The sequence below is a fragment of the Klebsiella sp. D-Nf1 genome (assembly GCF_002810515.1).
In the GTDB taxonomy this organism is placed as follows: domain Bacteria; phylum Pseudomonadota; class Gammaproteobacteria; order Enterobacterales; family Enterobacteriaceae; genus Klebsiella; species Klebsiella variicola.
Genome location: NZ_PIOK01000001.1, coordinates 1 through 24781 on the forward strand (window position 1 = coordinate 1; position 24781 = coordinate 24781).

Here is a 24781-nt window from a genome sequence, read left to right on the forward strand (position 1 = left end):
TTGCGCTACTGACGCTGGATGATGAGCTTCGCGAGCGACAGATAGTCTGGCCCGCGCTGAGATCGCTGCTGGCGGTGACCGGGTTTCTGGTCAGATTCCCGGCCGGTCCGGTATTTAGCGATTAACGTGGCTCCCCAAACGGGGAGCGCTATCGTAAAAATTACTTCGCTTTACCCTGGTTGGCGACGGCAGCAGCTTTCGCCGCGATCTCTTCCGCATTGCCCAGATAGTAATGTTTGATCGGCTTGAAGTTTTCATCGAACTCATACACCAGCGGTACGCCGGTCGGGATGTTCAGTTCGAGGATCTCGTCTTCGCCCATGTTGTCGAGGTATTTCACCAGCGCGCGCAGGGAGTTACCGTGAGCGGCGATGATCACGCGCTCACCGCTTTTCAGGCGCGGCAGAATGGTTTCGTTCCAGTAAGGCACGACGCGGTCGATGGTCAGCGCCAGGCTTTCAGTGGTCGGCAGTTCCGCGTCGGTCAGTTTTGCATAGCGCGGATCGTGGCCCGGGTAGCGCTCGTCGTCTTTGGTCAGCTCCGGCGGAGTGACAGCGAAGCCGCGACGCCACTGTTTAACCTGCTCGTCACCGTATTTCTCAGCGGTTTCCGCTTTGTTCAGGCCCTGCAGCGCGCCGTAATGACGCTCGTTCAGCTTCCAGGATTTCTCGACCGGCAGCCAGGCCTGATCCAGTTCGTCCAGCACGTTCCACAGGGTGTGGATGGCACGTTTCAGCACGGAGGTATAAGCAAAATCAAAGCTGAAGCCTTCAGCCTTCAGCAGTTTACCTGCCGCTTTCGCTTCGCTAACGCCTTTCTCGGACAGATCAACGTCGTACCAACCGGTGAAGCGGTTTTCGTTGTTCCACTGGCTTTCGCCATGACGAACCAGTACCAGCTTAGTTACAGCCATTCTCTTACTCCTCTCTACACGCCATCCCTCGCGCCGCGAACGGTGCGCTGAATATGTTGGTGTATGTGTTATTGATTGATAACTATTCTCATTATATTGCCGTGATTTGGCTCACGGCAATGCTTATCCCTAACCATAGCGAAAATAGTGGCTCAGTGTAAGGTGCTTGTAAAACACAGGTTATTTTTTTGTCCTTTGGTGACGGAAAATAGAGCAGGTTGCTGAAAAAAGAGGCGGCAGAGAGGAGGGCGGGGACGAAAAGCAGCGCCCCCGGCGGGGGGCGCATGCGGTTATCGGGCGATAAACTGATATTCCGTCAGGCTGACGTACTCCTGGCCCGGACGTAACACACAGTCCGGCTGCGGCCATTCCGGATGATTCGGCGAATCCGGCAGGAATTCGCTCTCCAGCGCCAGCCCCTGCCAGTCGGCGTAGGGCTCCGTCGTCTGCGACGGGGTGCCGCCGAGATAGTTGCCGGAGTAAAACTGCAGCGCCGGAGCGGAGGTATAGACCGTCATCTGCAGCTTGCCGTCCTGCGACCAGACCTGCGCCGCAGGCTGACTGGCGTCGCCTCTGGCGTCCAGCAGGAAGGCATGATCGTATCCCTTCACCTTTTGCTGATCGGCGTCGGCGAGGAAGTCGGCGGCGATGGTTTTCGGCTGGCGGAAATCAAAGCTGGTGTTAGCAACATCTTTGAGTTCACCACCCGGGATACCGTCGCTTTCCACCGGCAGATACCTCTGGGCGAGGATCTGCAGCTGGTGCTGGCGCACGTCGCGCTGGTCACCGTCGAGGTTGAAATAGACGTGATTGGTCATATTCACCGGGCAGGGTTGGTCCACGGTGGCGCGATAGGTAATCGCGATGCGGTTATCGTCGGTCAGACGATAGTGCGCGGTGGCCTGCAGAGTGCCGGGGAAGCCTTGATCGCCATCGGGCGAGGTCAGGGCGAACAGTACTTCCTGCTCGTCGGCGCGGACAATGCGCCAGCGGCGTTTATCAAACCCTTCCGGGCCGCCGTGGAGCTGGTGGCCCGCGTCGTTTGACGGCGTGACGTTGACGAGCTGGCCGTCAAGCGGAAAGCGGCTATTGCCGATACGGTTGGCGTAGCGGCCTACCGAGGCGCCAAGAAACGCGGCCTGGCGGGCATAGTCCTCCAGCTTCGCACAGCCCAGCAGCGGATGGCGCAGGCTGCCATCAGCCAGCGGCACCTCGGCGCTGAGTAGCGTCGCGCCCCAGTCCGCCACGGTAACGGTCATCCCCGCCTTATTGCGCAGGGTCACCTGCTGCCAGGGTTGGCCGTCCGGCGCCAGTGCGGTGGTTTGCGTTACCATTGGCCAGCCCCCTGTGACGGTTTGCAGACATAGAATGTCTCTTTAATACCGGTTTTCGCTTCATACGTTTTGGCAACGGCCTGCTGAACGGTATCGACCAGATCTTCCGGGACCAGCGCTACCACGCAGCCGCCAAAGCCGCCGCCGGTCATGCGTACGCCGCCTTTATCACCGATCGCGGCCTTAACGATCTCCACCAGAGTGTCGATCTGCGGGACGGTGATCTCGAAATCATCGCGCATTGAGGCATGGGATTCGGCCATCAGCTCACCCATCCGCTTCAGGTCGCCTTTTTCGAGGGCGCTGGCGGCTTCCACGGTGCGGGCATTCTCCGTCAGCACATGGCGTACGCGCTTCGCGACGACCGGATCCAACTCATGGGCGACGGCGTTAAATTGCTCGAGGGTAACATCGCGCAGGGCGGGCTGCTGGAAGAAGCGCGCGCCGGTTTCGCACTGTTCACGACGGGTGTTGTACTCGCTGCCGACGAGGGTGCGCTTAAAGTTGCTGTTGATGATCACCACCGCCACGCCTTTCGGCATCGAAACGGCTTTGGTGCCCAGCGAACGGCAGTCGATCAGCAGCGCGTGGTCTTTTTTGCCCAGCGCCGAAATCAGCTGATCCATGATGCCGCAGTTGCAGCCGACGAACTGGTTTTCCGCCTCCTGGCCGTTGAGGGCGATTTGCGCGCCATCCAGCGGCAGATGATAGAGCTGCTGGAACACGGTGCCGACGGCGACTTCCAGCGAGGCTGAGGAGCTTAACCCCGCACCCTGCGGTACATTGCCGCTGATCACCAGATCCGCGCCGCCAAAGTGGTTGTTCCGCTGCTGCAGATGCTTTACCACGCCGCGGACATAGTTCGACCACTGCTGGGTATCGTGGCTGATAATCGGCGCGTCGAGAGAGAACTCATCGGTCTGATTGTCGTAATCGGCGGCAATCACCCGCACCGTACGATCGTCGCGCGGCGCACAGCTGATCACCGTCTGGTAGTCGATGGCGCAGGGCAGCACAAAACCGTCGTTGTAATCGGTATGCTCGCCGATCAGGTTGACGCGGCCTGGCGCCTGAATGACATGGCTGGCCGGATAACCGAAGGCGTCAGCAAACAGGGTTTGGGTTTTCTCTTTCAGACTCATCATTACACTCCGGATTCACGAAAATGGACGTCGCTGACGGCGCGCAGTCGTTCGGCAGCTTGCTCGGCGGTCAGATCGCGCTGGGTTTCGGCCAGCATTTCATAGCCAACCATAAACTTGCGGACCGTCGCGGAGCGCAGCAGCGGCGGATAAAAGTGGGCATGAAGCTGCCAGTGGTGATGGTCTTCGTCGTTAAACGGCGCGCCGTGCCAGCCCATGGAGTAGGGGAATGAGCACTGGAACAGGTTGTCGTAACGGCTGGTCAGCTTTTTCAACGCCAGCGCCAGATCGCTGCGCTGGGCGTCGGTGAGATCGGTAATACGCTGCACGTGCGCTTTCGGCAACAGCAGCGTTTCGAACGGCCAGGCGGCCCAGTAGGGCACGACCGCCAGCCAGTGCTCGGTGTCGACCACCGTGCGGCTGCCGTCGGCCAGTTCGCGCTGAACATAGTCCAGCAGCATCGGCTGACCCTGTCCGGCGTAATACTCTTTCTGCAGACGGTCTTCCCGTTCCGCTTCATTGGGCAGGAAGCTGTTGGCCCATACCTGACCATGCGGATGCGGGTTGGAGCAGCCCATCGCTGCCCCTTTGTTTTCAAAGACCTGGACCCACGGGTAGCTTTTCCCGAGGTCCGCGGTCTGTTCCTGCCACGTTTTAACCACGCCTTCCAGCGCTTCAGGGCTCAGTTCCGGCAGCGTTTTGCTGTGGTCTGGCGAGAAGCAGATCACCCGACTGGTGCCGCGCGCGCTCTGACAGCGCATCAGCGGATCGTCACTCTCCGGTGCGTCCGGGGTGTCGGTCATCAGGGCCGCAAAGTCGTTGGTAAACACGTAGGTACCGGTGTAATTCGGGTTAGTGTCGCCGGTGACCCGGGTATTACCCGGGCACAGGAAACAGTCCGGATCGTGGGCTGGCAAGGTCTGTTTTGCCGGCGTTTCCTGCGCCCCCTGCCAGGGGCGCTTGGCGCGATGCGGAGAAACCAGAATCCACTGCCCGGTTAACGGGTTATAACGACGATGTGGATGGTCAACGGGGTTAAATACGCTCATGAAGGTTCCTTAGTCTGGATAACCCTGCGGATGACGGGACTGCCAGTGCCAGGTGTCCTGCGCCATTTCGTCCAGGTTGCGCGTCACGCGCCAGTTCAGCTCGCGGTCGGCCTTGGCAGCATCCGCCCAGTAGGCCGGGAGGTCGCCATCGCGGCGCGGCGCGAAATGGTAGTTAATGGGTTTGCCGCAGGCCTTGCTGAAAGCATTGACCACGTCGAGCACGCTGCTGCCGACGCCGGCGCCAAGGTTGTAGATATGTACCCCGGCTTTGTCAGCCAGTTTTTCCATGGCCGCGACATGGCCATCGGCGAGGTCCATCACGTGGATATAATCGCGTACGCCGGTGCCATCTTCGGTCGGGTAGTCGTTACCAAACACGGCCAGCGAGTCGCGACGGCCGACGGCGACCTGGGCAATGTACGGCATCAGGTTGTTAGGGATCCCCTGCGGGTCTTCCCCCATGTCGCCCGACGGGTGGGCGCCGACCGGGTTGAAGTAGCGCAGCAGGGCAATGCTCCACTCCGGCTGGGCTTTCTGCAGGTCGGTCAGGATCTGCTCCACCATTAGTTTGCTTTTGCCATATGGGCTTTGCGGGGTGCCGGTCGGGAAGCTTTCGACATACGGGATTTTCGGCTGATCGCCGTAGACGGTGGCGGAGGAGCTAAAGATGAAGTTCTTCACGCCCGCGGCGCGCATGGCAGAAACTAATTTCAGTGTGCCGGTGACGTTATTGTCGTAATATTCCAGCGGCTTGGCGACGGACTCCCCAACGGCCTTCAGCCCGGCGAAGTGGATCACCGCTTCAATGGCGTGATCGTGGAGGATCTCCGTCATCAGCGCTTCGTTACGAATATCGCCTTCAATAAAGGTGGCTTCTTTGCCGCCGAGACGTTCAATCACCGGCAGTACGCTGCGCTTGCTGTTGCAGAGATTGTCGAGGATCACCACCTCATGTCCCTGCAGCAGCAGTTGAACGCAGGTATGACTTCCAATGTAACCGCTACCACCTGTAACCAGAACTTTCATGATTCGCTCCATTCGGCTTATCGTGTATGAGGAAGATAGCATATCAAAGAAGTGAAAAGTGTGACATAGGGCAAGTTAGTGGAATCGTTTACACTTGGTGGTGAAACGACATAAATTAAATTTTTTTATCTTTAATACAGATGGTTAGGTGGTTTTGCCGCTATTTTTCTGAAAAATACCAGGGATCTTTCGACCCCCGGCAGGGGGCATCAGGCCACAGGACCGAGCTGATAAGTGTAACCGTCTCCACTGGGAACGAACGCCAGGCGATGGGTAATACAGTCCGGGGCATCTTCCGCATGGTGCGAGACAAACAGCAGCTGTGTGGCCCCTTCGCCAATCAACACGTCGACAAAGCGGCGAACCAGCTGGCGATTCAGGGGGTCCAGTCCCTGCAGCGGTTCATCGAGGATCAGCAGGGTCGGATGCTTCACCAGCGCGCGAACGATAAGCGCCAGCCGCTGCTGGCCCCACGACAGGCTATGAAACGGCGCGTCGGCGGTGCGTTTATCAATGCCGAGAATATCCAGCCACTGTTGCACCAGCTTGTGCTGCTTGTCCGAGACCGCCTGATAAATGCCGATAGAGTCAAAATAGCCCGACAGGATGACGTTGCGGACGTTGGTGCTGACCCGGTAGTCCAGATGCAGGCTGCTGCTGACGTAGCCGATATGCTTTTTAATATCCCAGATGGTCTCACCGCTGCCGCGACGGCGGCCAAAGAGCGTCAGATCGTTGCTGTAGCCCTGCGGATGATCGCCGGTGATAAGGCTCAGCAGCGTGGATTTACCGGCGCCGTTGGGGCCGACGATCTGCCAGTGTTCGCCCGGGTTCACGGTCCATGAGAGGTGATTGATGACCGGGCGATCGTTGTAGGAGACCACACCGTCATTGAGCACGATACGCGGCGCCGAGTCTGCCAGCGCATGACGGGCTGGTGGGACATCCGGCTCCGGCAGGGTGATGCCGTCCAGTTTTTCACTGTGCGCCAGCTGGGCGACCAGCGCCTGCTGCAGCAGGGAAGACTTCTCGCCGGTCTCGCTGAGGGTGCAGTCAGCCAGCACGCCGGCGAATTGCACAAACTCCGGGATCTCATCGAAGCGGTTGAGGACCAGCACCAGGGTGATGCCGGCGCGGTGCAGGTCGGCCAGCAGGGCAGCCAGCTGCTGGCGGGAGTTGACGTCGAGGCCGTCGAAAGGTTCGTCGAGGATCAGCAGTTGCGGATCGGTCATCAGGGCCTGGCACAGCAGGGTCTTACGTGTTTCCCCGGTCGACAGGTACTTAAACCGGCGGTCCAGCAGGGCGCTGATGCCAAACTGTTCGGCCAGGCGCGCGCAGCGGGCAGGATCTTTCACCTCATCCTGGATAATCTCCGCGGTGGTGCGGCCGGTGTCTTCTTCGCCGGGGCTCAGCAGGTCGGTGTTATTGCGCTGCCACTCGTCGCTGACCAGCTTCTGTAACTGCTCGAAGGAGAGGCGGGTTACGCGGGAGAAGTGGCTTTCGTGCTGGCCGCTGAGCAGGGTCAGGTCGCCAGCCAGGGCCCGCGCGAGGGCGGATTTGCCGCTGCCGTTGCTACCGACGAACGCCCAGCTTTGACCCGCTCTCAGGTTCAACTGGTCTATTTTTAAGGTTTTTGTATCGCTCAGGCGAAACGTGCCTTGCGAAATTTGCAATGATGACATGATGTATCCCATTTTTTGCAGCGATGTGCATCAGGGATACGACTTCGGGCGCGTAATGTCAATGGGGTCAGCATAACGTCGCGAGAATGATGCGATCGGCATTGAAGTAAGCGATCGCCTCCGTCCCTGCCGCCAGGCCAGACGTCTGCGCCTGTGGCAGAGTGGCGCACAGGGTCTGACCGTCGGTCAGCGTCATCAGTACTTCGCACTGCCCGGAACCGCATTCGATATGGCTGATACGTCCCGACAGCTGGTTATCGGCCTGGCGGGCCACGTCGGGGTCGAGGGTGATGCCGACCCAGGGGGCCTTCAGCAGGACCAGCACCTCCTGGCCCTCATCGAGCCCCAGCTTCTCAGCGCTTTGTGCGGTGATGGCGACGGTCAGGCGTGTCTGCCCGTCGGCCAGCAGTACCTCGACGTGCTGCTGCACCTGCTGGCGATCGCGACCGGTAATGGTGCCGAACCACTGGTTGCGGGCGCTGGTCTGCAGGGAAAAGCGTGAGATAGCCGCCAGCAGGCTATCCAGCGGCAGGGCATCGTCATCGCTGAGTACATCAAACGCTTTCTGCTGGATCTGCGCCAGCAGATCGTACAGCTGGATCAGCCGCTGCCCATAGCGGGTCAGCACCGCGCCGCCGCCGCCTTTACCGCCGGTGGCACGATCCACCAGCGGTTGTTCGCTGAGCTGGTTCATCTCGTTAATGGCATCCCACGCGCTTTTGTAGCTGATACCCGCGTGCTTCGCCCCCTGGCTTATCGAACCGGTCTGGTCAATTTGTTTGAGCAGGGCGATCCGCCGGGGATCGGCAAACAGGCGCTGCTGTAGCTTAAGGGTGAGAAGAATTTCGGCCTGCATAATCGTTTCCTGACAAAAAAGGGTATTGTGACCGATAGTCACCCACTTGCAAAACCTCTGTGCGCGGTTTTGTCATTAGCCACCGCACAAATGGGGCGTGTTTTTTCGGCTGAAACCGTTACAATCAGCAAATCATACTATCTGGAGTGAACCATGTTAGAGCTTTTGAAAAGTCTGGTTTTTGCGGTCATCATGGTACCGGTGGTGATGGCGGTCATCCTGGGATTGATTTACGGTCTTGGCGAAGTGTTTAACCTCTTCTCCAGCGTGGGCCACAAAGATCGCAGCCAGCAAAATCATTGATTTCCCGGCGCCCGGTTTAACCGGGCGCTGTGCTATTTCCCTCCTGTATCATTTCCCTTCGTTTTATTGTCCTGTGTCACTATAAAAATGCTCTGCATATCGTTATATTGTAGAATACATAACGCATTGACAGGAGATTCAGATGGCAGGTTCTTGGTTACGCGGAGTTATCGGGGTATCACTCACGCTGTGCGTCGCGGGTCAGGCGCTGGCGGCAGAGGGGAAAGTGACCGTTTTCGCCGCCGCATCGTTAACCAACGCGATGCAGGATATTGCCCAGGCGTATAAGAAAGAGAAAAACGTCGATGTCGTGTCGTCGTTTGCCTCGTCGTCGACGCTGGCGCGGCAAATTGAAGCGGGCGCACCAGCCGATCTGTTTATCTCCGCCGATCAGAAATGGATGGATTACGCGGCAGACAAAAAGGCCATCGATCCGGCAACCCGTGCCACCCTGCTTGGCAACAGCCTGGTGGTGGTCGCGCCGAAAGCCAGCGCGCAGGGGGCGATAACCATTGATGAGAAAACCGACTGGACCAGTCTGCTGAAAGGAGGCCGTCTGGCGGTGGGCGATCCGCAGCACGTTCCGGCAGGCATCTACGCCAAAGAGGCGCTGCAGAAACTCGGCGCCTGGGAGACCCTGTCGCCGAAACTTGCCCCGGCTGAAGACGTGCGCGGCGCGCTGGCGCTGGTGGAGCGCAACGAAGCGCCGCTGGGGATTGTCTATGGCTCCGATGCCGTGGCCAGCAAGGGAGTGAAAGTGGTCGGTACTTTCCCGGAAACCTCGCATCAGAAAGTCGAGTACCCGCTGGCGATTGTCGATGGTCACCGCAATGCGGCCGTAAGCGCTTTCTATGACTACCTGAAAGGGCCGGAAGCGTCCGCGATTTTTAAACGTTACGGATTTACCACCCGCTGATGTTTCTGAGCGAACCCGAATGGCAGGCGGTGCTGCTGAGCCTGAAAGTCTCCTCCCTGGCGGTGGCCTTGAGCCTGCCTTTTGGGATCTTTTTTTCCTGGCTGCTGGTTCGGCGCACCTTTCCCGGTAAGGCGCTGCTCGACAGTATTCTCCATCTGCCGCTGGTGCTGCCGCCGGTGGTGGTGGGGTATCTGCTGCTGGTGGCTATGGGGCGGCGCGGGTTTATTGGCAGTTGGCTGTATGACTGGTTTGGCATCAGCTTTGCCTTCAGCTGGCGCGGGGCGGTGCTGGCGGCGGCGGTGATGTCTTTCCCGCTGATGGTGCGCGCCATTCGCCTGGCGCTGGAAGGGGTGGACGTCAAACTGGAGCAAGCGGCGAGAACCCTCGGGGCCAGCCGCTGGCGGGTGTTTTTGACCATTACGCTGCCGCTGACCCTGCCGGGGATTATCGTCGGCACGGTGCTGGCCTTCGCCCGCTCGTTAGGGGAGTTTGGCGCGACCATCACGTTCGTCTCCAATATTCCCGGCGAAACGCGCACCCTGCCTTCGGCGATGTACACTTTGATCCAGACCCCGGGCGGGGAGGGGGCGGCGGCCCGCCTCTGCCTCATCGCCATCGGACTGGCGCTGGTTTCGCTGCTGATTTCGGAATGGCTGGCCCGCGTGAGCCGCCAGCGCATGGGAGGATAATGATGCTGGAGCTGGACTTTACCCAGACCCTCGGCAGTCACTGCCTGCAGATCCGTGAAACCCTGCCCGCCAGCGGGATCACCGCCATCTTTGGCGTCTCCGGCGCAGGCAAAACCTCGTTGATTAACGCCATTAGCGGCCTGACCCGGCCGCAGACGGGGCGCATCGTGCTCAACGGCAGGGTGCTGAACGACACCGCGCAGCGTATCTGCCTGGCGCCGGAGCAGCGCCGTATTGGCTATGTGTTTCAGGACGCGCGCCTGTTTCCCCACTATAAAGTGCGCGGTAACCTGTGCTACGGGATGGCGAACTCCATGGTCAGCCAGTTCGATAAGCTGGTGGAATTGCTGGGGATCGCGCCCTTGCTGGATCGCCTGCCGGGTCGGTTATCCGGCGGCGAAAAGCAGCGAGTGGCTATCGGCCGCGCCCTGCTGACCGCACCGGAGTTACTGCTGCTGGATGAGCCGCTGGCCTCGCTGGATATTCCGCGCAAACGCGAACTGTTGCCCTACCTGCAGCGGCTGGCGCAGGAGATCCATATTCCGATGCTTTACGTCAGCCACTCGCTGGATGAGATCCAGCATCTGGCCGATCGCGTGCTGGTACTGGAGGCCGGTAAGGTGAAGGCTTTTGGTCCGCTGGAGGAGGTCTGGAGTAGCAGCGTGATGCACCCCTGGCTGCCGGCGGAACAGCAGAGTACGATCCTCAGCGCCACGGTCGCCGCGCAGCATCCGCAGTACGCGATGACGGCCCTGACGCTGGGCGACCAGCTACTGTGGGTCAACCGGCTCGAACGTCCCCCAGGAGACACCGCGCGGATCCGTATTCAGGCGTCGGACGTTTCGCTGGTGCTGGCGCAGCCGTCCGGGACCAGCATCCGCAATATCTTACGCGCCGAGGTGGTTCAGTGTCTCGAAGTCAACGGGCAGATTGAGGTCCAGCTTAGGGTGAGCGGCCATCCTCTGTGGGCTCGAATCAGCCCCTGGGCGCGGGATGACCTGGCGATAGCGCCAGGTCAGCTGGTGTTTGCTCAGATCAAAAGCGTGTCGATCGCCGCCTGATTACAGCAGTTGGCGGTAGATAAACTCGGCGATGCTGGTGGACTCATTGTCACCGATGACCACCCTGGCACGGGCTTTCACCTCGTCCACCGCATTGCCCATCGCCACCCCGGTGCCCGCCGCTTCCAGCATGCTAAGGTCGTTGTAATTATCACCGAAGGCCACCACATCCTGCATCGACAGCCCCTGGTCGGCTACCCACTGCGCCAGACGTTTGCCTTTGCTGTTGCCGGCGCGCGCGATATCCACCTGATCGTGCCACGACCATTCGCACTCCAGGCCCAGCGTCTCGCCGACCTGGCGGGCAAAGTGCTGCAGGCGGGGAATATCTTCATCGGTGAGGGCGAATTTCCATACCGCGTTGACCTCGCGGACCGCCTGCGCCAGCGAGTCGACCTGGCGGAAGACCGGGCGCTGATCCTCCGGTAGCGCCTGCGCCCAGTTGCGGGTGCGGATCACATGCCCGGTGGGTTGTTCATAAAGCATCGCATCATCCACATACGCCAGGCCATGGATCTGCTGTTCGGCGAGCATGGCCGTCAGGCTGACCGCTTGCGCTACCGGCATAGGATCGGCTGCCAAAACCTCTTTTGCGTGATAATCATACAAATAAGTGCCATTACAACAAATTGCAGGTGTATCGAGAGCCAGTGCCTGATAAAAAGGATGAATAGCGACGTGATGACGTCCGGTAACGACGATAACCTGGTAGCCCGCCTCTCTGGCGCGGGCCAGCGCCTCCAGCGAAGCGGGCAGGATGGTTTTTTTGCTGGTGAGCAGGGTGCCGTCTAAATCCAGGGCAATCACGCGTGTTGTCATGTGTTATTTCCGGTTGATGTTGAAAAGTGACCTGGCCATGATGGTACACCGCCGTGGCGTCAGGACCAATTTTTCCACATCTGCCGTGAATGCCTGTATGCCCTTTGTGCCGCCGTCCGTCGGAAATTCAGCGGACTTTGCGAGTATCATGGGCGGATGTCTTATAATTTTCAGGGTGCTGTTATCCTGAAAATGAAAATTCCACGTGCAGTGAGGGAAGGAGTAGTCATGAAACAAACCGTTTATACCGCCAGCCCGGAAAGCCAACAAATCCACGTCTGGAGTCTTGAAGCGGACGGCAAACTGACGCTGGTGCAGGTGGTTGATGCCCCGGGGCAGGTACAGCCGATGGTGGTCAGTCCCAACAAGGAGTATCTGTACGTTGGCGTTCGTCCGGAGTTTCGCGTGTTAGCGTATCGCATCACGCCGGATAACGGGGCGTTGACCTTCGCGGGGGAAGCGGCGCTGCCAGGCAGCCCGACCCACATTTCTACCGATCATCATGGCCGCTTTGTCTTCAGCGCCTCCTACAATCAGGGCTGCGTTAGCGTGACCCCGCTGCAGGACGGCCTGCCGGGCGAAACCGGCACCGTGGTGGAAGGGCTGGAAGGTTGCCACTCGGCCAATATCTCCCCGGACAACCGCACCCTGTGGGTGCCGGCGCTGAAGCAGGATCGTATTTGCCTGTTTACCCTCAGCGAGGATGGTTTTCTCTCCGCTCAGGAGCCGGCGGAAGTGACCACCGTCGAGGGCGCCGGTCCACGCCACATGGTGTTCCATCCGAACCAGCAGTATGGTTATTGCGTCAATGAACTGAACAGTTCCGTTGACGTCTGGGAACTGAAAGACCCGAATGGCAACATCGAATGTGTACAAACCCTGGATATGATGCCGCAGGATTTCACCGGCGTGCGCTGGGCGGCGGATATTCACATCACCCCTGACGGTCGTCATCTGTACGCCTGCGATCGTACCGCCAGCATCATTACGGTGTTCAGCGTCTCGGAAGATGGCAGCGTGCTGGCAGTGGAAGGCTATCAGCCGACGGAAACTCAGCCACGCGGCTTTAACCTCGATCACAGCGGTAAGTATCTGATTGCTGCAGGGCAGAAGTCGCACCATATCGCAGTGTATGAAATTGAGGGTGAGCAGGGGCTGCTGCAGGAGAAAGGCCGCTATGCGGTTGGTCAGGGCCCGATGTGGGTGGTGGTCAACGCCCACTGAAGCGTCAGGCGGTAAAAGAAAAACCTCGCGTCAGCGAGGTTTTTTGATCAGAGCGGACAGGCTCTTTAGGGAAGGGGCCGCCAGCACTGGCAGGCCTGAAACGCAGAGCGGTTAAATATCGTCCATGGTGTAGCCGACGACAATTTCCAGCGTTTTACGGATCACGTCGGCAGTGACCACATCATCGGTGCTTTCCAGCGCCTGAATCAGCCATAATATAATGGCCTTATTGTTCAGGTGCCCCTCGGACTGAAGAATACTGTTGATGGCGAGCGACATGACGGCGGACTCATCAACCAGTTTATCACCGGCGGTACGGAAATAATCTGAGAGCGCGGTGTCCTGCAGTCCTGCGTAAATATCGGGTTGCTGATGCATAGTCTGTCTCATCACATTCTCACTCTGTTTTATTCACCATGGTTGGGACAATCAGTGGATTTTTTTAGCTTCCGGCGCCATGCTGCTCTGCGCCAGCGTTCCTCTGCTTTCCCAACGGCCATTGATTTTCTTAACCTGCAAAGGCGCGTGCTTCCGCTGGAGGGCGAGCTTCGCGCAAATTTCTTCAATAACGGCAGCGATGATTTTCCTTCGCTGGCGATCTGACTCTGTGGCCTGCATCAACCGAAGCCGAACCAGCAGGGTCGGGGTGGTAATCGGGCGATTCGTTTTCAGAAGCGCGAGCACCGCCTCGCCGATGATCTCATCGGTTATTTCCTCAGTATCACTGCTATTCATAACCGTCTCTCTGCATGCCACACTCTTCCTGAATCTGATAACGGGCATTCAGGTCAGCAGCAGGTTTATGGAAGCGATCGCCCCTCATCTGCTACTGCGGTTGCAACAGGCGACGATCGATGACGTTATTCCTGACCGGCAAACAACAAACCAATTAAGGTTTGATAGTGGCTCTCTTCCTCAGGCGCACGGGCGCTGTCAAGGCGGCTCAACAGTTTGGTGCACAGTGCCTTGCGGTTGAGATGGCGCCCTTCGTTGAGAATATCCATCACGATCTGACCCAGCGTTTCCTGCTGGGAAGGTAACGATGCTTTGTTGAAATACTGGGCAATTGCGTTCGCTGTATCTGGAATGTAACCATTCTGCTGCATATGTGCTCCTTTCATTTCATTCATCTGTTAACTGCAAATAAACTTATACAATAATTATTAAGTTGTACACAGAAAGTTGCGCAATATTGCTGCGATTGTTGATATTTTATTGATTTTTAATAAATTAATTTTATTGAGTGATTGTTTTTTAACCTGATTGGGTGGGGTTTTATGTTGTACATTGTACAAGGTGAGAGGGTGGGGGACGCCGGGGTGGGGCGTAATGCGTTTGAGTGTATATTTTTTGTTAAGATAAACCGTAGTTTTGCAAGACGATTAGCCTGATAACTGCTACTGTGAATGCTTATCCCTCCCATCTGGAATCACTATGCTTACCACCATCATTTATCGCAGCCATATTTGCGACAATGTCTCATTCAAATCGATCGAGGCCATGGTTGCCAGGGCAAACGAGAGAAATGGGCAGGCGGATGTCACCGGTATATTACTGTTTAACGGGACGCATTTTTTTCAACTTATTGAAGGACCGGAAGAAAAGGTACGGGATATTTATCAAAAAATTTTCCTCGATCCCCGCCATTATAATCTGGTGGAGTTGTTTTGCGATTATGCACCGTCCCGTCGATTTGGTAAGGTCGGTATGGAACTGTTTGATTTACGGGAACATGATCGCGAGGAAGTACTACAGACAGTGATGGACCGGGGCACGACAAAATATCAGCTCACCTATGATGACCGGGCGCTGCAATTTTTCCGTACTTTTGTCGAATCCACGGAAAAAGCGAACTATTTTGAGATCCCTTCCGCGGACAGTTGGGTATTTATTGCTGATAACGAGACCTTTTTCCCTGACACTCCTATTATCGATAATACGGAAAGCTGGTCTTTTGCCTTTCAGCCGATCGTCGATCCTTTCGCCTGTGAAATTATCTCGTGGGAAGCACTGCTGCGCACACCGGATGGTCAATCTCCTGGCGCCTATTTTGCCGGGCTGGCAGGGGACGATATTTATCTTGCCGACCTGCACAGTAAACGCGTCGCGCTGTCTCTGGCGGGGAAATTAGGTTTACGTAATAAGGCGTTAAGCATTAATTTGCTGCCGATGACGCTGGTGAAAGCGCCTGACGCGGTGGCTTTTCTGCTCGATGAAATTAAGCGCAATGATCTTATTCCGGAACAGATTATTGTGGAGTTTACCGAACGGGAAGTGATCTCACGGATGGACGATTTTACCGACGCGGTGCGTAAGCTGAAGGGCGCGGGGATTAATCTCGCCATCGATCACTTCGGCGCAGGCTTTGCCGGGCTATCGCTGCTGGCGCAATACCAGCCTGACCGGATTAAAATCGACCATGAACTGATCCGCAATATTCATCAGGACGGCCCGCGACAGTCGATTGTACAGGCTATTATCAAATGCTGTTTTTCGCTGGAAATTGCGGTATCTGCCGTCGGTATCGAGCGTGCTGAAGAGTGGATGTGGCTGGAATCAGCCGGTATCTCACAGTTTCAGGGAAATTTATTCGCGGGTGCCCGCCTGGGGGGCCTGCCCGCTATCGCCTGGCCGGAGAAAAAATGATTCACCGCGAAATCAGCTAACTTTTTTTTCATCTTTTTCCCCGCGCGCTGTGAGCCACAACCTGATATCTTTATCTGTACAAGAAAATAGAGTTGTACAGGATGCCTGAATTCGTTAGTTTAGGTATTAAAGTATCAGGTTGATGTGAGGCTGCTATGGCGTTTTACAGTATCGGTGAAGTCGCCGAACGTTGCGGAATCAATCCGGTTACATTGCGCGCATGGCAGCGGCGTTACGGTCTACTGAAACCGCAGCGCAGCGAAGGCGGGCATCGACAGTTTGATGAAGAAGATATCCTGCGCATAGAAGAGATCAAGCGCTGGATAGAGCGCGGTGTTTCCGTCGGGAAAGTCAAAGCGCTGCTGGAGGACAACCTGCCGGCGGCGCGCGACGAATCCGCGCATCTTCAGGAAGAGATGATGTCCATTCTGCGTTATATGCAGCCCGCCAGAATCCGCGCCAAATTAATGGCGTTGAGCCATCAGCACCCCGTCGACACCCTCATCGATAGCCTGTTAGTGCCGGTACGACAGCGGCTGAAACTCGATCAGAATACCTCGCTGGTGATTAGCAGCATGCTGGACGGCTTGTTAATCGACTGTGTGGCGCTGTTTCTCGCCGAAGCGCGTAAAAAAAATGGCAAAGAGACGCTGCTGGTGGGCTGGAGTAATGAAGACCGGACTCGCCTGTGGCTGGAGGCATGGCGTCTTTCCCAGCGCGGTTGGCATGTCAACGTTCTCGCGGAGCCGCTGGAGTCGCCACGGCCCGAGCTGTTCCCCGGGCAGCATACCTTCGTCTGGACCGGACGCGCCGTCACCCCTCTGCAGCAAGAGCTGCTCAGCCACTGGCAGGAGCAGGGCTTCAGCATTCATTTTCACAGTACGCAATAGCCCCGTCTGCGGGGACAGGCCGGGGCTGGTGCGCCTGGCTAGAGGTGAATCTGACTCCAGGATTTAAAGGTTTCGCTACGACTGATATTAAAAAAATCGGTCCTACCGCTACAGCCGAGCTTTTTAATCAGATTCAGCCGGATCTGATAAATGGTTTTGATGTGCAGATTCAGCGAACGACCAATGCTGGCAACCGCTTCGCCATTGCTGATAAGCTGAATAACTTTCTTTTCCCGCTCAGTAAACTGTACCGAGGCGCCCGGCGCCGGGTGGGTTTTGTAATAGCGGGTAGGCTGATGCAGAAATATTTTTAATTCTTCCGGCGTCGAATTTGCCGGTAACCGCAACATAGGCAGTTCACTGAGGAAATTAAGATCGTTGCCCTCAGTTAACAGAATAAATAACGTATCCCGACGATTATAGTTATGCTCAAGCACTGCGAAATAATTATCGCTGGTAAAGAAAACATGTTTTTTACGGAAATAAGATGCCGGCAAGGTATTCAGGATCAGCGACATCCCGTAGAGAAGAAAACGATTATCAAACCACAGATCGTAATGCTCAGAATGATAGCAAGTATTATGGTGTGACATTTTTTGAGCCCCAGTTAGCAGATGAAAACCCAGGCGTGCCGGCACAGCAGGGCTGTCCCTGCTGTCAGCGCGGTGGGATCACTTAATGATGATGTTTGCTGTACAGCATATCCAACGCCTGCAGATAGAGGTCGGAAAGTATTTCATTACTTTCCGTTTGCAGGCGGTGCTGGATTTCCGTAATCATCCGCTCATTATTGATCGTGCTGTGCTGCTTCATGAGCGTGTTTTCAATATTCTTCATCAGGGCTGAATTAAAGACAAACTCTGCTGGAATGGTATTTTTAATATGCATAGCTCGAACTCTCCCACGTATAAAGCAAACTGACCATAAAAGTCGCAGCGTACCGGTGGTACGCGCAAAGTTGCGAACAGAAAATGCAAAACCAGGAACCACCGCCAGGCTCACCGCGCAACCGTTAAGCATCCCCGCTTCGTTGCGCAACAAGCAGTTAACACTCCAAAACTATAGTCGGTGATTTCAGTATGTACAACTTTTTTCATAATAATATGTACAACGAGACGACTTGCTCTTTTTGTATTTATTTATTCATTGATTTAAAAGGATATTTTTATGTTTCTCTAAGTTGTACACAAAAGTGACTTTGTGCAGAATAGGGGGCGGGCAATCAAAACGGGGATAATGACGCAGACACGATCGAAATACGGGCGTTGTCGGTTTACGTCACTTGCGCAGAAACAGCACCGACGCAGGAAGGGGTACACAGCAACTCTGTCGTCGACAGGTGGCTAACTTCCGCGTCGGACCCTGAGCATAGCGGAAAACAGGTGAGGTTTTGTCTGTTTTTTGCACAGTAAGGTAAAGAGAGAAATATCAACCACTCCGCTATTGTCATGGCCGGTTTGTTGGCGGATTAGGCGTGTGCTACGCTTTTCTATAACCACTTTTTCATTTCGGCACGGTTATCTTTCCCCCATTTTCCTGTCGGGTGTCGCACCAGCATAACGACCGGTAAATACGGCATAAGCATTCTGTCCATGGACAGGCATAGAGGATTGAGGAGGGATGATGCGCGGTAAAAGCGTGATGCTGCTGGCCGGGTTAGCCACCTTCGCGCAGGCGAAGGAAATTAATCTCTATTCGGTGAATACTGGTTCCTATGTTTACCATCTGACCAATAACCACGGACAATATACTGAGAATTTTGAAAACCACTTTTTCTCGGTGGAGCGGAAATTCTCAGAAGACTCGAAATACAGTCTGCTGATTGGCACCATGAACAACAGTTTCGACGATCGCTGCCTGGCGCTGGGGGTGAGAAGAGACTGGTACCACAACGGCAGTGGATGGACCTTTAAAGGGGTCTACGGTTACACCGGTGAATTCTTCTTCGATGCCTTTGAGCACTGTGGCGACCACGGCTCCTACAAAGATTTTAAGGACGCCACCGGGATCGGCTTTTCCCCCTATATCTACCATGCCATCCAGTACAACTTTACCGATTATTTTGCCCTTGAGAGCGGCATTATTATTCCCAGCGTGTTTGTGATCAGCATCCAGTGGAGCTTCCGCTAAATTGCCGCGTCGTTTGTCACAGGGTTATCACTTTCTTGAGCAGCGTACTGGAGAGCACGGCGAGGGAAATGAGCACCGACAGGACAAACGTCAGCGCAATCACGCCCAGCTTGGTGGCTAACGAGTGAATAGGGATCAGCATCACCAGCAGGTGAAAAACGGAGTAATGCAGAATATAGACCCCGGTCATCGCTTTACTGACCGTCGCCAGCAGCGTCTCTTTCAGTTCGCGGTTCTTTTTAAACTGCACGGCGTTAGCGGCAATCACCAGCAGGACGATCAGAATATAAATTTGCGACCCCGTCAGAATGAACGCATTACGATCGGCTTTAAACAGCGCGAAGAAAAAATGGCGTTCATAAAACCAGGTGAATAAATAGACAAAGGGCAGGGCGATAATTGAGGCTTTAATTACCCGCGGGTCGCGTATCCACTCCGTGACCCGCGGATCGTTAAACAACTGCCCGGTTAAATAAAAGAGTAGCCATGTCCACAGACGATACTGCGGCGGCAGGCTGAAGAGATGTTTGTCCGGGTAGAGCACCGAGAGCAGGTCGTAACCATAGGAGCAGCACAGCAGCGTCAGTACCACGCTGAAAAACAGGCCGCGCCGCTGGCTGAGCCAGGCGATCAAGGGATGGAAGGTGTAGATCACGATCAGGGCGAAAATAAACCAGGGCTGGATCAGGTAGCCGCGCTGATAAGGCTCCCAGACATAATAGACCGTTACCCAGAACAGAAAGACGATGACCACGCTTTTAATTTTACCAATCTGCCAGTTGGCATCGTGGCGCGTCTGCGCATCAAGATAACCGGCCACCACAAAAAACAACGGCGTCGCGATGGTCGAGATAAAGGTCAGCAGCCCGAGGATCCAGTGATAGTCATAATCATAGTGATCCCAGGTGTTATAGATAGTGAAAAAGGTCACCGCTGTCATACAGCCTAATGTCTTGATAATGCTCAGACCGGTACTGTTCATCGTTGAGGCGTCATATCCTTATGGTGGAAGCAAGCGTAAATGACCGGCAGAACCAGCAGCGTCAGTACGGTGGCAAAGGCCAGTCCGAACATAATCACCACCGCCATACTCTGGAAGAAGACATCGCGCAGGAGCGGGGCAAGGCCAAGCACGGTGGTAAAGGCGGTCAGCAGGATCGGCCGCAGACGAGAGGTTGCCGCATCAATGATAGCTTGTCGTTGATCTTTCTCCTGTTTTTGTTGCTCTATCTCTTCCACCAGTACAATGCCGTTGCGGATCAGCATACCGCTGAGGCTAAGCAGGCCGATTAAGGCCATAAAGCCGAAGGGGATGCCGGTCAGCAAAAAGCCGGGCGTGACGCCGATCAGCGCCAGCGGCACGGTTAGCCAGATGGCAACGGCGTTTTTCAGCGAACTGAACATCAGCACCGTAATGATAAACATCACCAGATAGCCAAGCGGCAGGGTCGTGAACAGCCCTTGCTGCGCTTCACTGGAGTTCTCCGCATCGCCCCCCCATTCGATGCGGTAGCCATGCGGCAGGGTCAGCGCGTCAATGCGCGGTTTCACCCTGGCAAGGATATCGCCCGACGTTTGGCCACTTTGCGGGCTGGGGTCGGTCTGAACGGTAAGCACCCGGGTGCGATCGCGGCGGAGAATCAATGGATCTTCCCACTCCAGCGAGAAGCCATTGATGACGTTACTCAACGGAATATACTGCTGCCGGCTCTGGCTCCAGACCAGCACGTTATTCAGGTGGTTGGCATCCTGTCGCTCCGCTTCCGGCGGACGGACGATAACCGGCAACAGGTCGGCGCCCTCGCGATATAACCCGGCGCGACTGCCGGAGAAATTCATCTCCAGCGCGCTATCAATATCCTGTTTATCCACCCCCAGCTCACGTCCCAACGCCAGAGAGTATTGCGGGCGGATCACCTTGCTGCGGTTCTGCCAGTCGTTACGTACGCTGTCGGTCGCCGGATCCGCGGCGAGAATGTCGCCCACCTGACTGGCCAGCGCGCGCAGGGTATCCGGATCAGGACCCTTAATGCGCACTTCAATCGCGCTATCGCCGGAGGGGCCGAACATAATGCGTTTGGTGCTGGCGTTCACCTGCGGGTAGTTTCTGGCAATCCAGGCCTCTACGTGGCGGGTGACGGGGGCGATACTGCGCTGGTCATCCATCCGCACCATAATCTGTGCGTAGTTGCTGTACTGCCGCTGGCCGCTGTAGGTAAGAATAAATCGCATACTGCCCTGGCCGATGGTGGAGACGGTGGTAGCCACTCCTGGCTGGCTGGCGATCGACCGCTCAATATCGCGGGTCATCTGCTCGGTGGCGTTAATATCGGTACCGTAGGGCAGCCACAGGTCGACAAAGAAAATGGGCGTATTCGATGACGGAAAGAAATTCTGCCGGACGAAGGTGAAGCCCCAGATCGCCCCGGCTAACAGCACGCCCATCAGCACCAGGGTCAGGGTCTTTTGCTGCAGCAGTATTCGCAGCGTCTGCTGATAGCCGCGGTAAAAGCGGCCGCGGTAGGGATCGGCTTTTTCCTCCGGCGCGGCGGCCGGCGGGGCGTTTTTAAACAACCACCACTTAATGAGCACCGGGGTGATGGTCAGGGCGGAAAACCAGCTCAGCATCAGGGAGATCAGCAGCACCTGGAACAGGGATTTGCAATACTCCCCGGTAGAGTCCTGTGAAAGGCCAATTGGCGCGAAGGCGAGGATGGCAATAACGGTGGCGCCGAGCAGCGGCAGGGCGGAGCGGCGGATCACATAATTAATCGCGCCCAGCAGCGGAGATCCTTGCTGGCGGGCAATCAGCACCCCTTCGACAATGACAATGGCATTGTCCACCAACATACTCAGGGCGATGATCAGCGCCCCGAGGGAGATTCGCTGTAACTCGATCCCCCAGATATACATGATAAGCAGAGTGCCGAGGACGTTGAGCGCCAGCGACAAAGCAATAATGATCCCGCTGCGCACCCCCATGAACACCAGCAGCACGCCGACGACGATCGCCAGGGCCATCAGGAAGTTGGTAATAAAGCCATTGACCGAGTGGGCGACCTCTGCCGCCTGATCGTAAAAAATGGCGATGTCGATACCCGCCGGTTTATCGGCGGCCATCTGCTGAAGTCGGGCTTCGAGGGCATGCCCCACGTCAATGACGTTAACGCCAGGGATAAAGGAGACCCCCATGGTCACCGCCTGGCGGCCGTTGGCATGATAGATACTGGAGGGAGAGTCGGTCAGCCCGCGCGACAACGTGGCAATATCCCGTAGTCGGGTGGTGGCGCTGGCGCCATGAGGGCTGACCAGCAGATCCCCCAGCTCATCGATATTCTGAAACTCCCCGGTGGGGTGAAGGCGGATCGATTCGCTGCCAGCGCGGATCTCCCCGGCGCTGGACACCACGTTGAGCCGGGTCAGGATAGCGGCAAGCTGGTTAAGGGTAATACCGCGCGCCGCCATTTTCGCCAGCGAGATATCAACATTGATCTGTTGTGGAATCGCGCCGCCAATGGCGACTTTGCCGACGCCCGGCACCAGCACCAGCTCGCGGCGCAGCTGCTCGGCATAGCGCACCAGCTCAGGGTTGGTAAAACTGTCGCCCGAAATGGCGAAGAAAAAGCCAAACACATCGCCAAAGTCATCATTGACGAAGGAGGGGACTACCCCCGGGGGAAAAAGCCGGCTGGCGTCACCGACGCGGCGACGCAGCTCATCCCAGATTTGCGGCAGTTCGCTGGAATGGTATTGCGAAGCAATATTCACCGTAATTTGCGATAAGCCATTCGAGGAGATGGAGCTGACGTTATCCAGCGAGGGAAGTTGCTGAATCGCGTTTTCCAGCGGCAGGGTCACCTCCTCCTCCACCTGCTGGGCAGACGCGCCAGGGTAGTGGGTGACGATCACCGCCGTTTTAATGGTGAAGGCAGGATCTTCCAGACGGCCGATATTGAGCAGGGCGAACAGGCCACCCACCCCCAACAGCAAAATGGCTAACCAGACGCGGGTCGGGTTGTTAATAAACTGGCGGGAAATGTCCATTTATAATCCTCGTTCACGCGTCCAGATCCGCACCGGCTGCCGGTCGTGGAGTTCGCTCACGCCTGCGGCAACCACTTGTTCACCCGCGCGGAGCCCTTCGGTGATCATCACTCCCTGCGAGGTCACTTCCCCCACCGTGACCCTGCGCTCCTCAAGATACAGATGCGTGTTGTCGCCTTTTACCACCCAGACGACCGGTTCATTCTTCGGCCGGTTATCGGGGTTAAACACCGCTTCCACTGGCACCACGAGGGTTTCCCGCCCGGCGCTGGCCGGTAAATTACCGAGATTGACCGTCACGGTGCCGCTGACCCCGCCGACGGTAGGGAAATCATCCGGCCGCGGCATGGTTAAAATGATCTGCCAGGTGAGGGTGCTGTTGTCGCTGCTGCCGGTATGCTCTTTGTATTCCGCGGTAAACTCGCGGCCCGGCAGAGTATTGATCCTGACGACGGGGCGGTAGGCGGTATTGCGGATATCCAGCGAGGTGAACAGATTTTCCGGAATGCTGAAGACCACATCGAGCAGGTCGGTACGCGTCAGGGTGACCACCGGCTGGCCAGCCGCGACCACCTGATGATTACGGATATGCACGCCAGCGGCAATCCCGCCAAAGGGGGCGGTGAGACTCATTTGCGCCAGCTCTTCACGAGCGATTTTTAAGGCCGCGTTGGCGGCATCGCGATTGGCGCGCTGCACGTCCATCTCCGCCTGGGAAATCGCCTGGCGTCCCGCCAGGGTCTGGAAACGATCAAACTGACGCTGGGCGAGGGTCGCCGCCGTTTGTCGCTCATTGACTCGCTGCTGGGCTTCGCGGGCATTCAGACGCGCCAGCGTTTGTCCCTGGGTTAGGGTTGCGCCCTGGCGAATATCCAGTGACTCCACCTGACCACCCCGTTTAAACGACAGCTCGGTGGAGTCGCCAGACTCGATGCGGGCTGGAAACGTCCGCTGCTGGGTGTTACCCACGGCGGTAACTTGCGCCACCTTGACCATCCGGGGGGCGGCTTCGACGGACGGTGCTTTCTGATCGCAAGCGGTTGTTAATAAAATAACAACCGGGATGAGAGAAAAATAACGGTTCACAGTATTCCCCTCAGACTCATGATTTATTTTACGTTTTTATTACGCGGCGCACGCTTATTCTGCGAGGGCGGCGACAACCAGATAAGTGAATAGTCCTACCAGCGTACAGGCGACAATGGCCAGCGCGACAAACAATCCCAGACGTAACAGGCTATAACCAAACATGATTTTCTCCCTTAACTCCCACCCGAACCGCGAATGTCATTTCGTCCGGCACGACGTGTGACCGTCGGACATTCGGTGCGGCACTCCTGCTTGTAATCAGCATAGTCGGAGAAAACATGAAGTGTTAAAAAAGAGAATACCGCGTCGCTGTTGGCGTCAAGGGGGTAAGGGCAGGAGATCTGCAGGCATTCGCGGGTTTTTATAATATTTTTCAGTCTATTAATGGCTCATTTTCTAATGTTAATTTTCCTGTGCTACGTTTAATAACATCTATTCCGTTTTCCGCTTCTGTTGTTGAGATTTGCTTCCTCCCCAAGAATGGGGCTATTCATCACTACGCATTGTATTGGTAATAAAAGGATTATCTCATGTATAAAAATATCGTTGTTCCCGTTGACGTGTTTGATGCAGGCCTGGCCGACAAAGCCCTCTCTCATGCGAAATTCCTCGCCCAGCACTCTGCCGGGCAAATACATCTTGTCCATGTTATTCCGGCATTTTCACCGGTATTAACGCGAGGATTTATCTCTGATGCACGAAAGATGGAGGAACATCTGATTTCTACTGCTAAGGAAAAACTAAGCGAACTGGTAAAGAAAAATGGCCTTGCGGAAGACGCCAGCCATCTGTATGTGCGCAGTGGCAATATTCGCGATCAAGTGATCGCCCTGGCCGATGAGTTGAAAGCGGACGTGGTGATTGTCGGTTCGCGTAATCCGGGGATCCAGACCCATCTTCTGGGCTCCGAAGCGGCAAACATCGTGCGCTACGCCCATGTACCGGTTTTCGTTGTGCGCTGATGACGG

At 56.3% G+C, this 24781-nt stretch carries 25 protein-coding genes and 2 pseudogenes; 11 read left to right on the plus strand and 16 right to left on the minus strand.

Annotation, left to right across the window (positions count from 1 at the left end; genetic code table 11):
- Positions 1 to 125 (plus strand): annotated as a pseudogene (locus tag CWM54_RS29115) (hypothetical protein); the annotation flags it as partial.
- Positions 126 to 160: 35 nt separating this feature from the next.
- On the opposite strand, the gene gpmA reads toward CWM54_RS29115, so the two are convergent.
- The 7 genes from gpmA to modE form a co-directional block, all read right to left on the minus strand.
- Complete coding sequence (gene gpmA, locus CWM54_RS00005) at positions 161 to 913, minus strand: 2,3-diphosphoglycerate-dependent phosphoglycerate mutase (RefSeq protein ID WP_002895089.1); 753 nt, start codon at positions 911 to 913, stop codon at positions 161 to 163.
- A gap of 290 nt (positions 914 to 1203) precedes the next feature.
- On the minus strand, positions 1204 to 2247 hold the full coding sequence (galM, locus tag CWM54_RS00010) for a galactose-1-epimerase (protein WP_100695587.1): 1044 nt from the start codon (positions 2245 to 2247) through the stop codon (positions 1204 to 1206).
- Positions 2241 to 3389 carry a galactokinase gene (galK, locus tag CWM54_RS00015; RefSeq protein WP_032701039.1) on the minus strand — a complete coding sequence of 383 codons (1149 nt, stop codon included), beginning with the start codon at positions 3387 to 3389 and terminating at the stop codon, positions 2241 to 2243. Before galK ends, galM begins: the two co-directional genes overlap by 7 nt.
- Positions 3390 to 3391: 2 nt before the next feature.
- A complete protein-coding gene (gene galT, locus CWM54_RS00020) occupies positions 3392 to 4438 on the minus strand; it encodes a galactose-1-phosphate uridylyltransferase (protein WP_100695589.1) in 1047 nt (348 codons plus the stop codon).
- A 9-nt stretch (positions 4439 to 4447) separates the two neighbouring features.
- On the minus strand, positions 4448 to 5464 hold the full coding sequence (gene galE / locus CWM54_RS00025; protein WP_022065235.1) for a UDP-glucose 4-epimerase GalE: 1017 nt from the start codon (positions 5462 to 5464) through the stop codon (positions 4448 to 4450).
- Between the two features lie 209 nt (positions 5465 to 5673).
- Positions 5674 to 7146: a molybdate ABC transporter ATP-binding protein ModF gene (modF, locus tag CWM54_RS29035; RefSeq protein ID WP_012542418.1), complete on the minus strand. Its 1473-nt coding sequence runs from the start codon at positions 7144 to 7146 to the stop codon at positions 5674 to 5676.
- 67 nt (positions 7147 to 7213) lie between these two features.
- Positions 7214 to 8002: a molybdenum-dependent transcriptional regulator gene (gene modE, locus CWM54_RS00035; protein WP_100631696.1), complete on the minus strand. Its 789-nt coding sequence runs from the start codon at positions 8000 to 8002 to the stop codon at positions 7214 to 7216.
- Between the two features lie 153 nt (positions 8003 to 8155).
- On the opposite strand from modE, the gene CWM54_RS00040 reads away from it, so the two are divergent.
- The 4 genes from CWM54_RS00040 (at position 8156) to modC (ending at position 10971) form a co-directional block, all read left to right on the plus strand.
- Positions 8156 to 8305: an AcrZ family multidrug efflux pump-associated protein gene (locus tag CWM54_RS00040; protein ID WP_064774530.1), complete on the plus strand. Its 150-nt coding sequence runs from the start codon at positions 8156 to 8158 to the stop codon at positions 8303 to 8305.
- Positions 8306 to 8447: 142 nt separating this feature from the next.
- A complete protein-coding gene (modA, locus tag CWM54_RS00045) occupies positions 8448 to 9221 on the plus strand; it encodes a molybdate ABC transporter substrate-binding protein (protein WP_100695591.1) in 774 nt (257 codons plus the stop codon).
- Positions 9221 to 9910, plus strand: a complete 690-nt coding sequence (gene modB, locus CWM54_RS00050; protein ID WP_002895159.1) for a molybdate ABC transporter permease subunit — start codon at positions 9221 to 9223, stop codon at positions 9908 to 9910. Before modA ends, modB begins: the two co-directional genes overlap by 1 nt.
- 2 nt (positions 9911 to 9912) lie before the next feature.
- On the plus strand, positions 9913 to 10971 hold the full coding sequence (gene modC, locus CWM54_RS00055; RefSeq protein WP_100696870.1) for a molybdenum ABC transporter ATP-binding protein ModC: 1059 nt from the start codon (positions 9913 to 9915) through the stop codon (positions 10969 to 10971).
- On the opposite strand, the gene CWM54_RS00060 is transcribed toward modC, so the two are convergent.
- The gene (locus CWM54_RS00060) at positions 10972 to 11790 is read right to left on the minus strand and encodes a pyridoxal phosphatase (protein ID WP_100681485.1); all 819 of its coding nucleotides are present in this window, start codon (positions 11788 to 11790) and stop codon (positions 10972 to 10974) included. It lies immediately after the preceding gene.
- Between the two features lie 228 nt (positions 11791 to 12018).
- Here CWM54_RS00060 and pgl point away from each other — a divergent pair, with 228 nt between their 5' ends.
- Positions 12019 to 13014, plus strand: coding sequence for a 6-phosphogluconolactonase (gene pgl / locus CWM54_RS00065; protein WP_100695593.1), 996 nt, complete (start codon positions 12019 to 12021; stop codon positions 13012 to 13014).
- Between the two features lie 111 nt (positions 13015 to 13125).
- Here pgl and CWM54_RS00070 read toward each other — a convergent pair whose 3' ends face one another.
- From CWM54_RS00070 to ycgZ, 3 genes are all read right to left on the minus strand, one after another.
- On the minus strand, positions 13126 to 13392 hold the full coding sequence (locus tag CWM54_RS00070; protein WP_012542414.1) for a biofilm development regulator YmgB/AriR family protein: 267 nt from the start codon (positions 13390 to 13392) through the stop codon (positions 13126 to 13128).
- Positions 13393 to 13443: 51 nt separating this feature from the next.
- Positions 13444 to 13749, minus strand: coding sequence for a hypothetical protein (locus CWM54_RS29040; protein ID WP_008805712.1), 306 nt, complete (start codon positions 13747 to 13749; stop codon positions 13444 to 13446).
- 125 nt (positions 13750 to 13874) lie between these two features.
- A complete protein-coding gene (ycgZ, locus tag CWM54_RS00080; RefSeq protein WP_012542413.1) occupies positions 13875 to 14120 on the minus strand; it encodes a regulatory protein YcgZ in 246 nt (81 codons plus the stop codon).
- A gap of 328 nt (positions 14121 to 14448) precedes the next feature.
- Between ycgZ and CWM54_RS00085 the strand changes: the two genes are divergently transcribed.
- Complete coding sequence (locus tag CWM54_RS00085) at positions 14449 to 15660, plus strand: diguanylate phosphodiesterase (RefSeq protein ID WP_061155292.1); 1212 nt, start codon at positions 14449 to 14451, stop codon at positions 15658 to 15660.
- A 155-nt stretch (positions 15661 to 15815) separates the two neighbouring features.
- Entirely contained in the window at positions 15816 to 16550 is a 735-nt protein-coding gene (locus CWM54_RS00090; RefSeq protein WP_061155291.1) for a MerR family transcriptional regulator, read from the plus strand.
- Between the two features lie 38 nt (positions 16551 to 16588).
- Here CWM54_RS00090 and CWM54_RS00095 read toward each other — a convergent pair whose 3' ends face one another.
- Both CWM54_RS00095 and CWM54_RS00100 read right to left on the minus strand, forming a co-directional pair.
- Complete coding sequence (locus CWM54_RS00095) at positions 16589 to 17143, minus strand: helix-turn-helix transcriptional regulator (protein WP_074386501.1); 555 nt, start codon at positions 17141 to 17143, stop codon at positions 16589 to 16591.
- 82 nt (positions 17144 to 17225) lie between these two features.
- The gene (locus CWM54_RS00100) at positions 17226 to 17438 is read right to left on the minus strand and encodes a biofilm development regulator YmgB/AriR family protein (protein ID WP_061155289.1); all 213 of its coding nucleotides are present in this window, start codon (positions 17436 to 17438) and stop codon (positions 17226 to 17228) included.
- Between the two features lie 377 nt (positions 17439 to 17815).
- Between CWM54_RS00100 and CWM54_RS28255 the strand changes: the two are divergent.
- Both CWM54_RS28255 and CWM54_RS00105 read left to right on the plus strand, forming a co-directional pair.
- Positions 17816 to 17967, plus strand: a pseudogene (locus CWM54_RS28255) (hypothetical protein).
- A gap of 206 nt (positions 17968 to 18173) precedes the next feature.
- Positions 18174 to 18680, plus strand: a complete 507-nt coding sequence (locus CWM54_RS00105) for a hypothetical protein (protein WP_061155288.1) — start codon at positions 18174 to 18176, stop codon at positions 18678 to 18680.
- A 16-nt stretch (positions 18681 to 18696) separates the two neighbouring features.
- On the opposite strand, the gene CWM54_RS00110 is transcribed toward CWM54_RS00105, so the two are convergent.
- From CWM54_RS00110 to CWM54_RS00120, 3 genes are read right to left on the minus strand one after another with little or no spacing between them, the layout of a single operon-like run.
- On the minus strand, positions 18697 to 19620 hold the full coding sequence (locus tag CWM54_RS00110; RefSeq protein WP_162678323.1) for an acyltransferase: 924 nt from the start codon (positions 19618 to 19620) through the stop codon (positions 18697 to 18699).
- A gap of 38 nt (positions 19621 to 19658) precedes the next feature.
- Complete coding sequence (locus CWM54_RS00115) at positions 19659 to 22724, minus strand: efflux RND transporter permease subunit (RefSeq protein WP_100695595.1); 3066 nt, start codon at positions 22722 to 22724, stop codon at positions 19659 to 19661.
- Positions 22725 to 23810, minus strand: coding sequence for an efflux RND transporter periplasmic adaptor subunit (locus CWM54_RS00120; protein ID WP_100695597.1), 1086 nt, complete (start codon positions 23808 to 23810; stop codon positions 22725 to 22727).
- A gap of 533 nt (positions 23811 to 24343) precedes the next feature.
- Between CWM54_RS00120 and CWM54_RS00125 the strand changes: the two genes are divergently transcribed.
- Positions 24344 to 24775, plus strand: a complete 432-nt coding sequence (locus CWM54_RS00125) for a universal stress protein (RefSeq protein ID WP_100681488.1) — start codon at positions 24344 to 24346, stop codon at positions 24773 to 24775.
- Positions 24776 to 24781: the final 6 nt, after the last annotated feature.

What these genes read in the sequence shown, in the direction of transcription:
- gpmA (WP_002895089.1), bottom strand. Translation starts at nt 913, where the DNA reads ATGGCTGTAACTAAGCTGGTACTGGTTCGTCATGGCGAAAGCCAGTGG.
- galM (WP_100695587.1), bottom strand. Translation starts at nt 2,247, where the DNA reads ATGGTAACGCAAACCACCGCACTGGCGCCGGACGGCCAACCCTGGCAG.
- galK (WP_032701039.1), bottom strand. Translation starts at nt 3,389, where the DNA reads ATGAGTCTGAAAGAGAAAACCCAAACCCTGTTTGCTGACGCCTTCGGT.
- galT (WP_100695589.1), bottom strand. Translation starts at nt 4,438, where the DNA reads ATGAGCGTATTTAACCCCGTTGACCATCCACATCGTCGTTATAACCCG.
- galE (WP_022065235.1), bottom strand. Translation starts at nt 5,464, where the DNA reads ATGAAAGTTCTGGTTACAGGTGGTAGCGGTTACATTGGAAGTCATACC.
- modF (WP_012542418.1), bottom strand. Translation starts at nt 7,146, where the DNA reads ATGTCATCATTGCAAATTTCGCAAGGCACGTTTCGCCTGAGCGATACA.
- modE (WP_100631696.1), bottom strand. Translation starts at nt 8,002, where the DNA reads ATGCAGGCCGAAATTCTTCTCACCCTTAAGCTACAGCAGCGCCTGTTT.
- CWM54_RS00040 (WP_064774530.1), top strand. Translation starts at nt 8,156, where the DNA reads ATGTTAGAGCTTTTGAAAAGTCTGGTTTTTGCGGTCATCATGGTACCG.
- modA (WP_100695591.1), top strand. Translation starts at nt 8,448, where the DNA reads ATGGCAGGTTCTTGGTTACGCGGAGTTATCGGGGTATCACTCACGCTG.
- modB (WP_002895159.1), top strand. Translation starts at nt 9,221, where the DNA reads ATGTTTCTGAGCGAACCCGAATGGCAGGCGGTGCTGCTGAGCCTGAAA.
- modC (WP_100696870.1), top strand. Translation starts at nt 9,913, where the DNA reads ATGCTGGAGCTGGACTTTACCCAGACCCTCGGCAGTCACTGCCTGCAG.
- CWM54_RS00060 (WP_100681485.1), bottom strand. Translation starts at nt 11,790, where the DNA reads ATGACAACACGCGTGATTGCCCTGGATTTAGACGGCACCCTGCTCACC.
- pgl (WP_100695593.1), top strand. Translation starts at nt 12,019, where the DNA reads ATGAAACAAACCGTTTATACCGCCAGCCCGGAAAGCCAACAAATCCAC.
- CWM54_RS00070 (WP_012542414.1), bottom strand. Translation starts at nt 13,392, where the DNA reads ATGCATCAGCAACCCGATATTTACGCAGGACTGCAGGACACCGCGCTC.
- CWM54_RS29040 (WP_008805712.1), bottom strand. Translation starts at nt 13,749, where the DNA reads ATGAATAGCAGTGATACTGAGGAAATAACCGATGAGATCATCGGCGAG.
- ycgZ (WP_012542413.1), bottom strand. Translation starts at nt 14,120, where the DNA reads ATGCAGCAGAATGGTTACATTCCAGATACAGCGAACGCAATTGCCCAG.
- CWM54_RS00085 (WP_061155292.1), top strand. Translation starts at nt 14,449, where the DNA reads ATGCTTACCACCATCATTTATCGCAGCCATATTTGCGACAATGTCTCA.
- CWM54_RS00090 (WP_061155291.1), top strand. Translation starts at nt 15,816, where the DNA reads ATGGCGTTTTACAGTATCGGTGAAGTCGCCGAACGTTGCGGAATCAAT.
- CWM54_RS00095 (WP_074386501.1), bottom strand. Translation starts at nt 17,143, where the DNA reads ATGTCACACCATAATACTTGCTATCATTCTGAGCATTACGATCTGTGG.
- CWM54_RS00100 (WP_061155289.1), bottom strand. Translation starts at nt 17,438, where the DNA reads ATGCATATTAAAAATACCATTCCAGCAGAGTTTGTCTTTAATTCAGCC.
- CWM54_RS00105 (WP_061155288.1), top strand. Translation starts at nt 18,174, where the DNA reads ATGCGCGGTAAAAGCGTGATGCTGCTGGCCGGGTTAGCCACCTTCGCG.
- CWM54_RS00110 (WP_162678323.1), bottom strand. Translation starts at nt 19,620, where the DNA reads ATGACAGCGGTGACCTTTTTCACTATCTATAACACCTGGGATCACTAT.
- CWM54_RS00115 (WP_100695595.1), bottom strand. Translation starts at nt 22,724, where the DNA reads ATGGACATTTCCCGCCAGTTTATTAACAACCCGACCCGCGTCTGGTTA.
- CWM54_RS00125 (WP_100681488.1), top strand. Translation starts at nt 24,344, where the DNA reads ATGTATAAAAATATCGTTGTTCCCGTTGACGTGTTTGATGCAGGCCTG.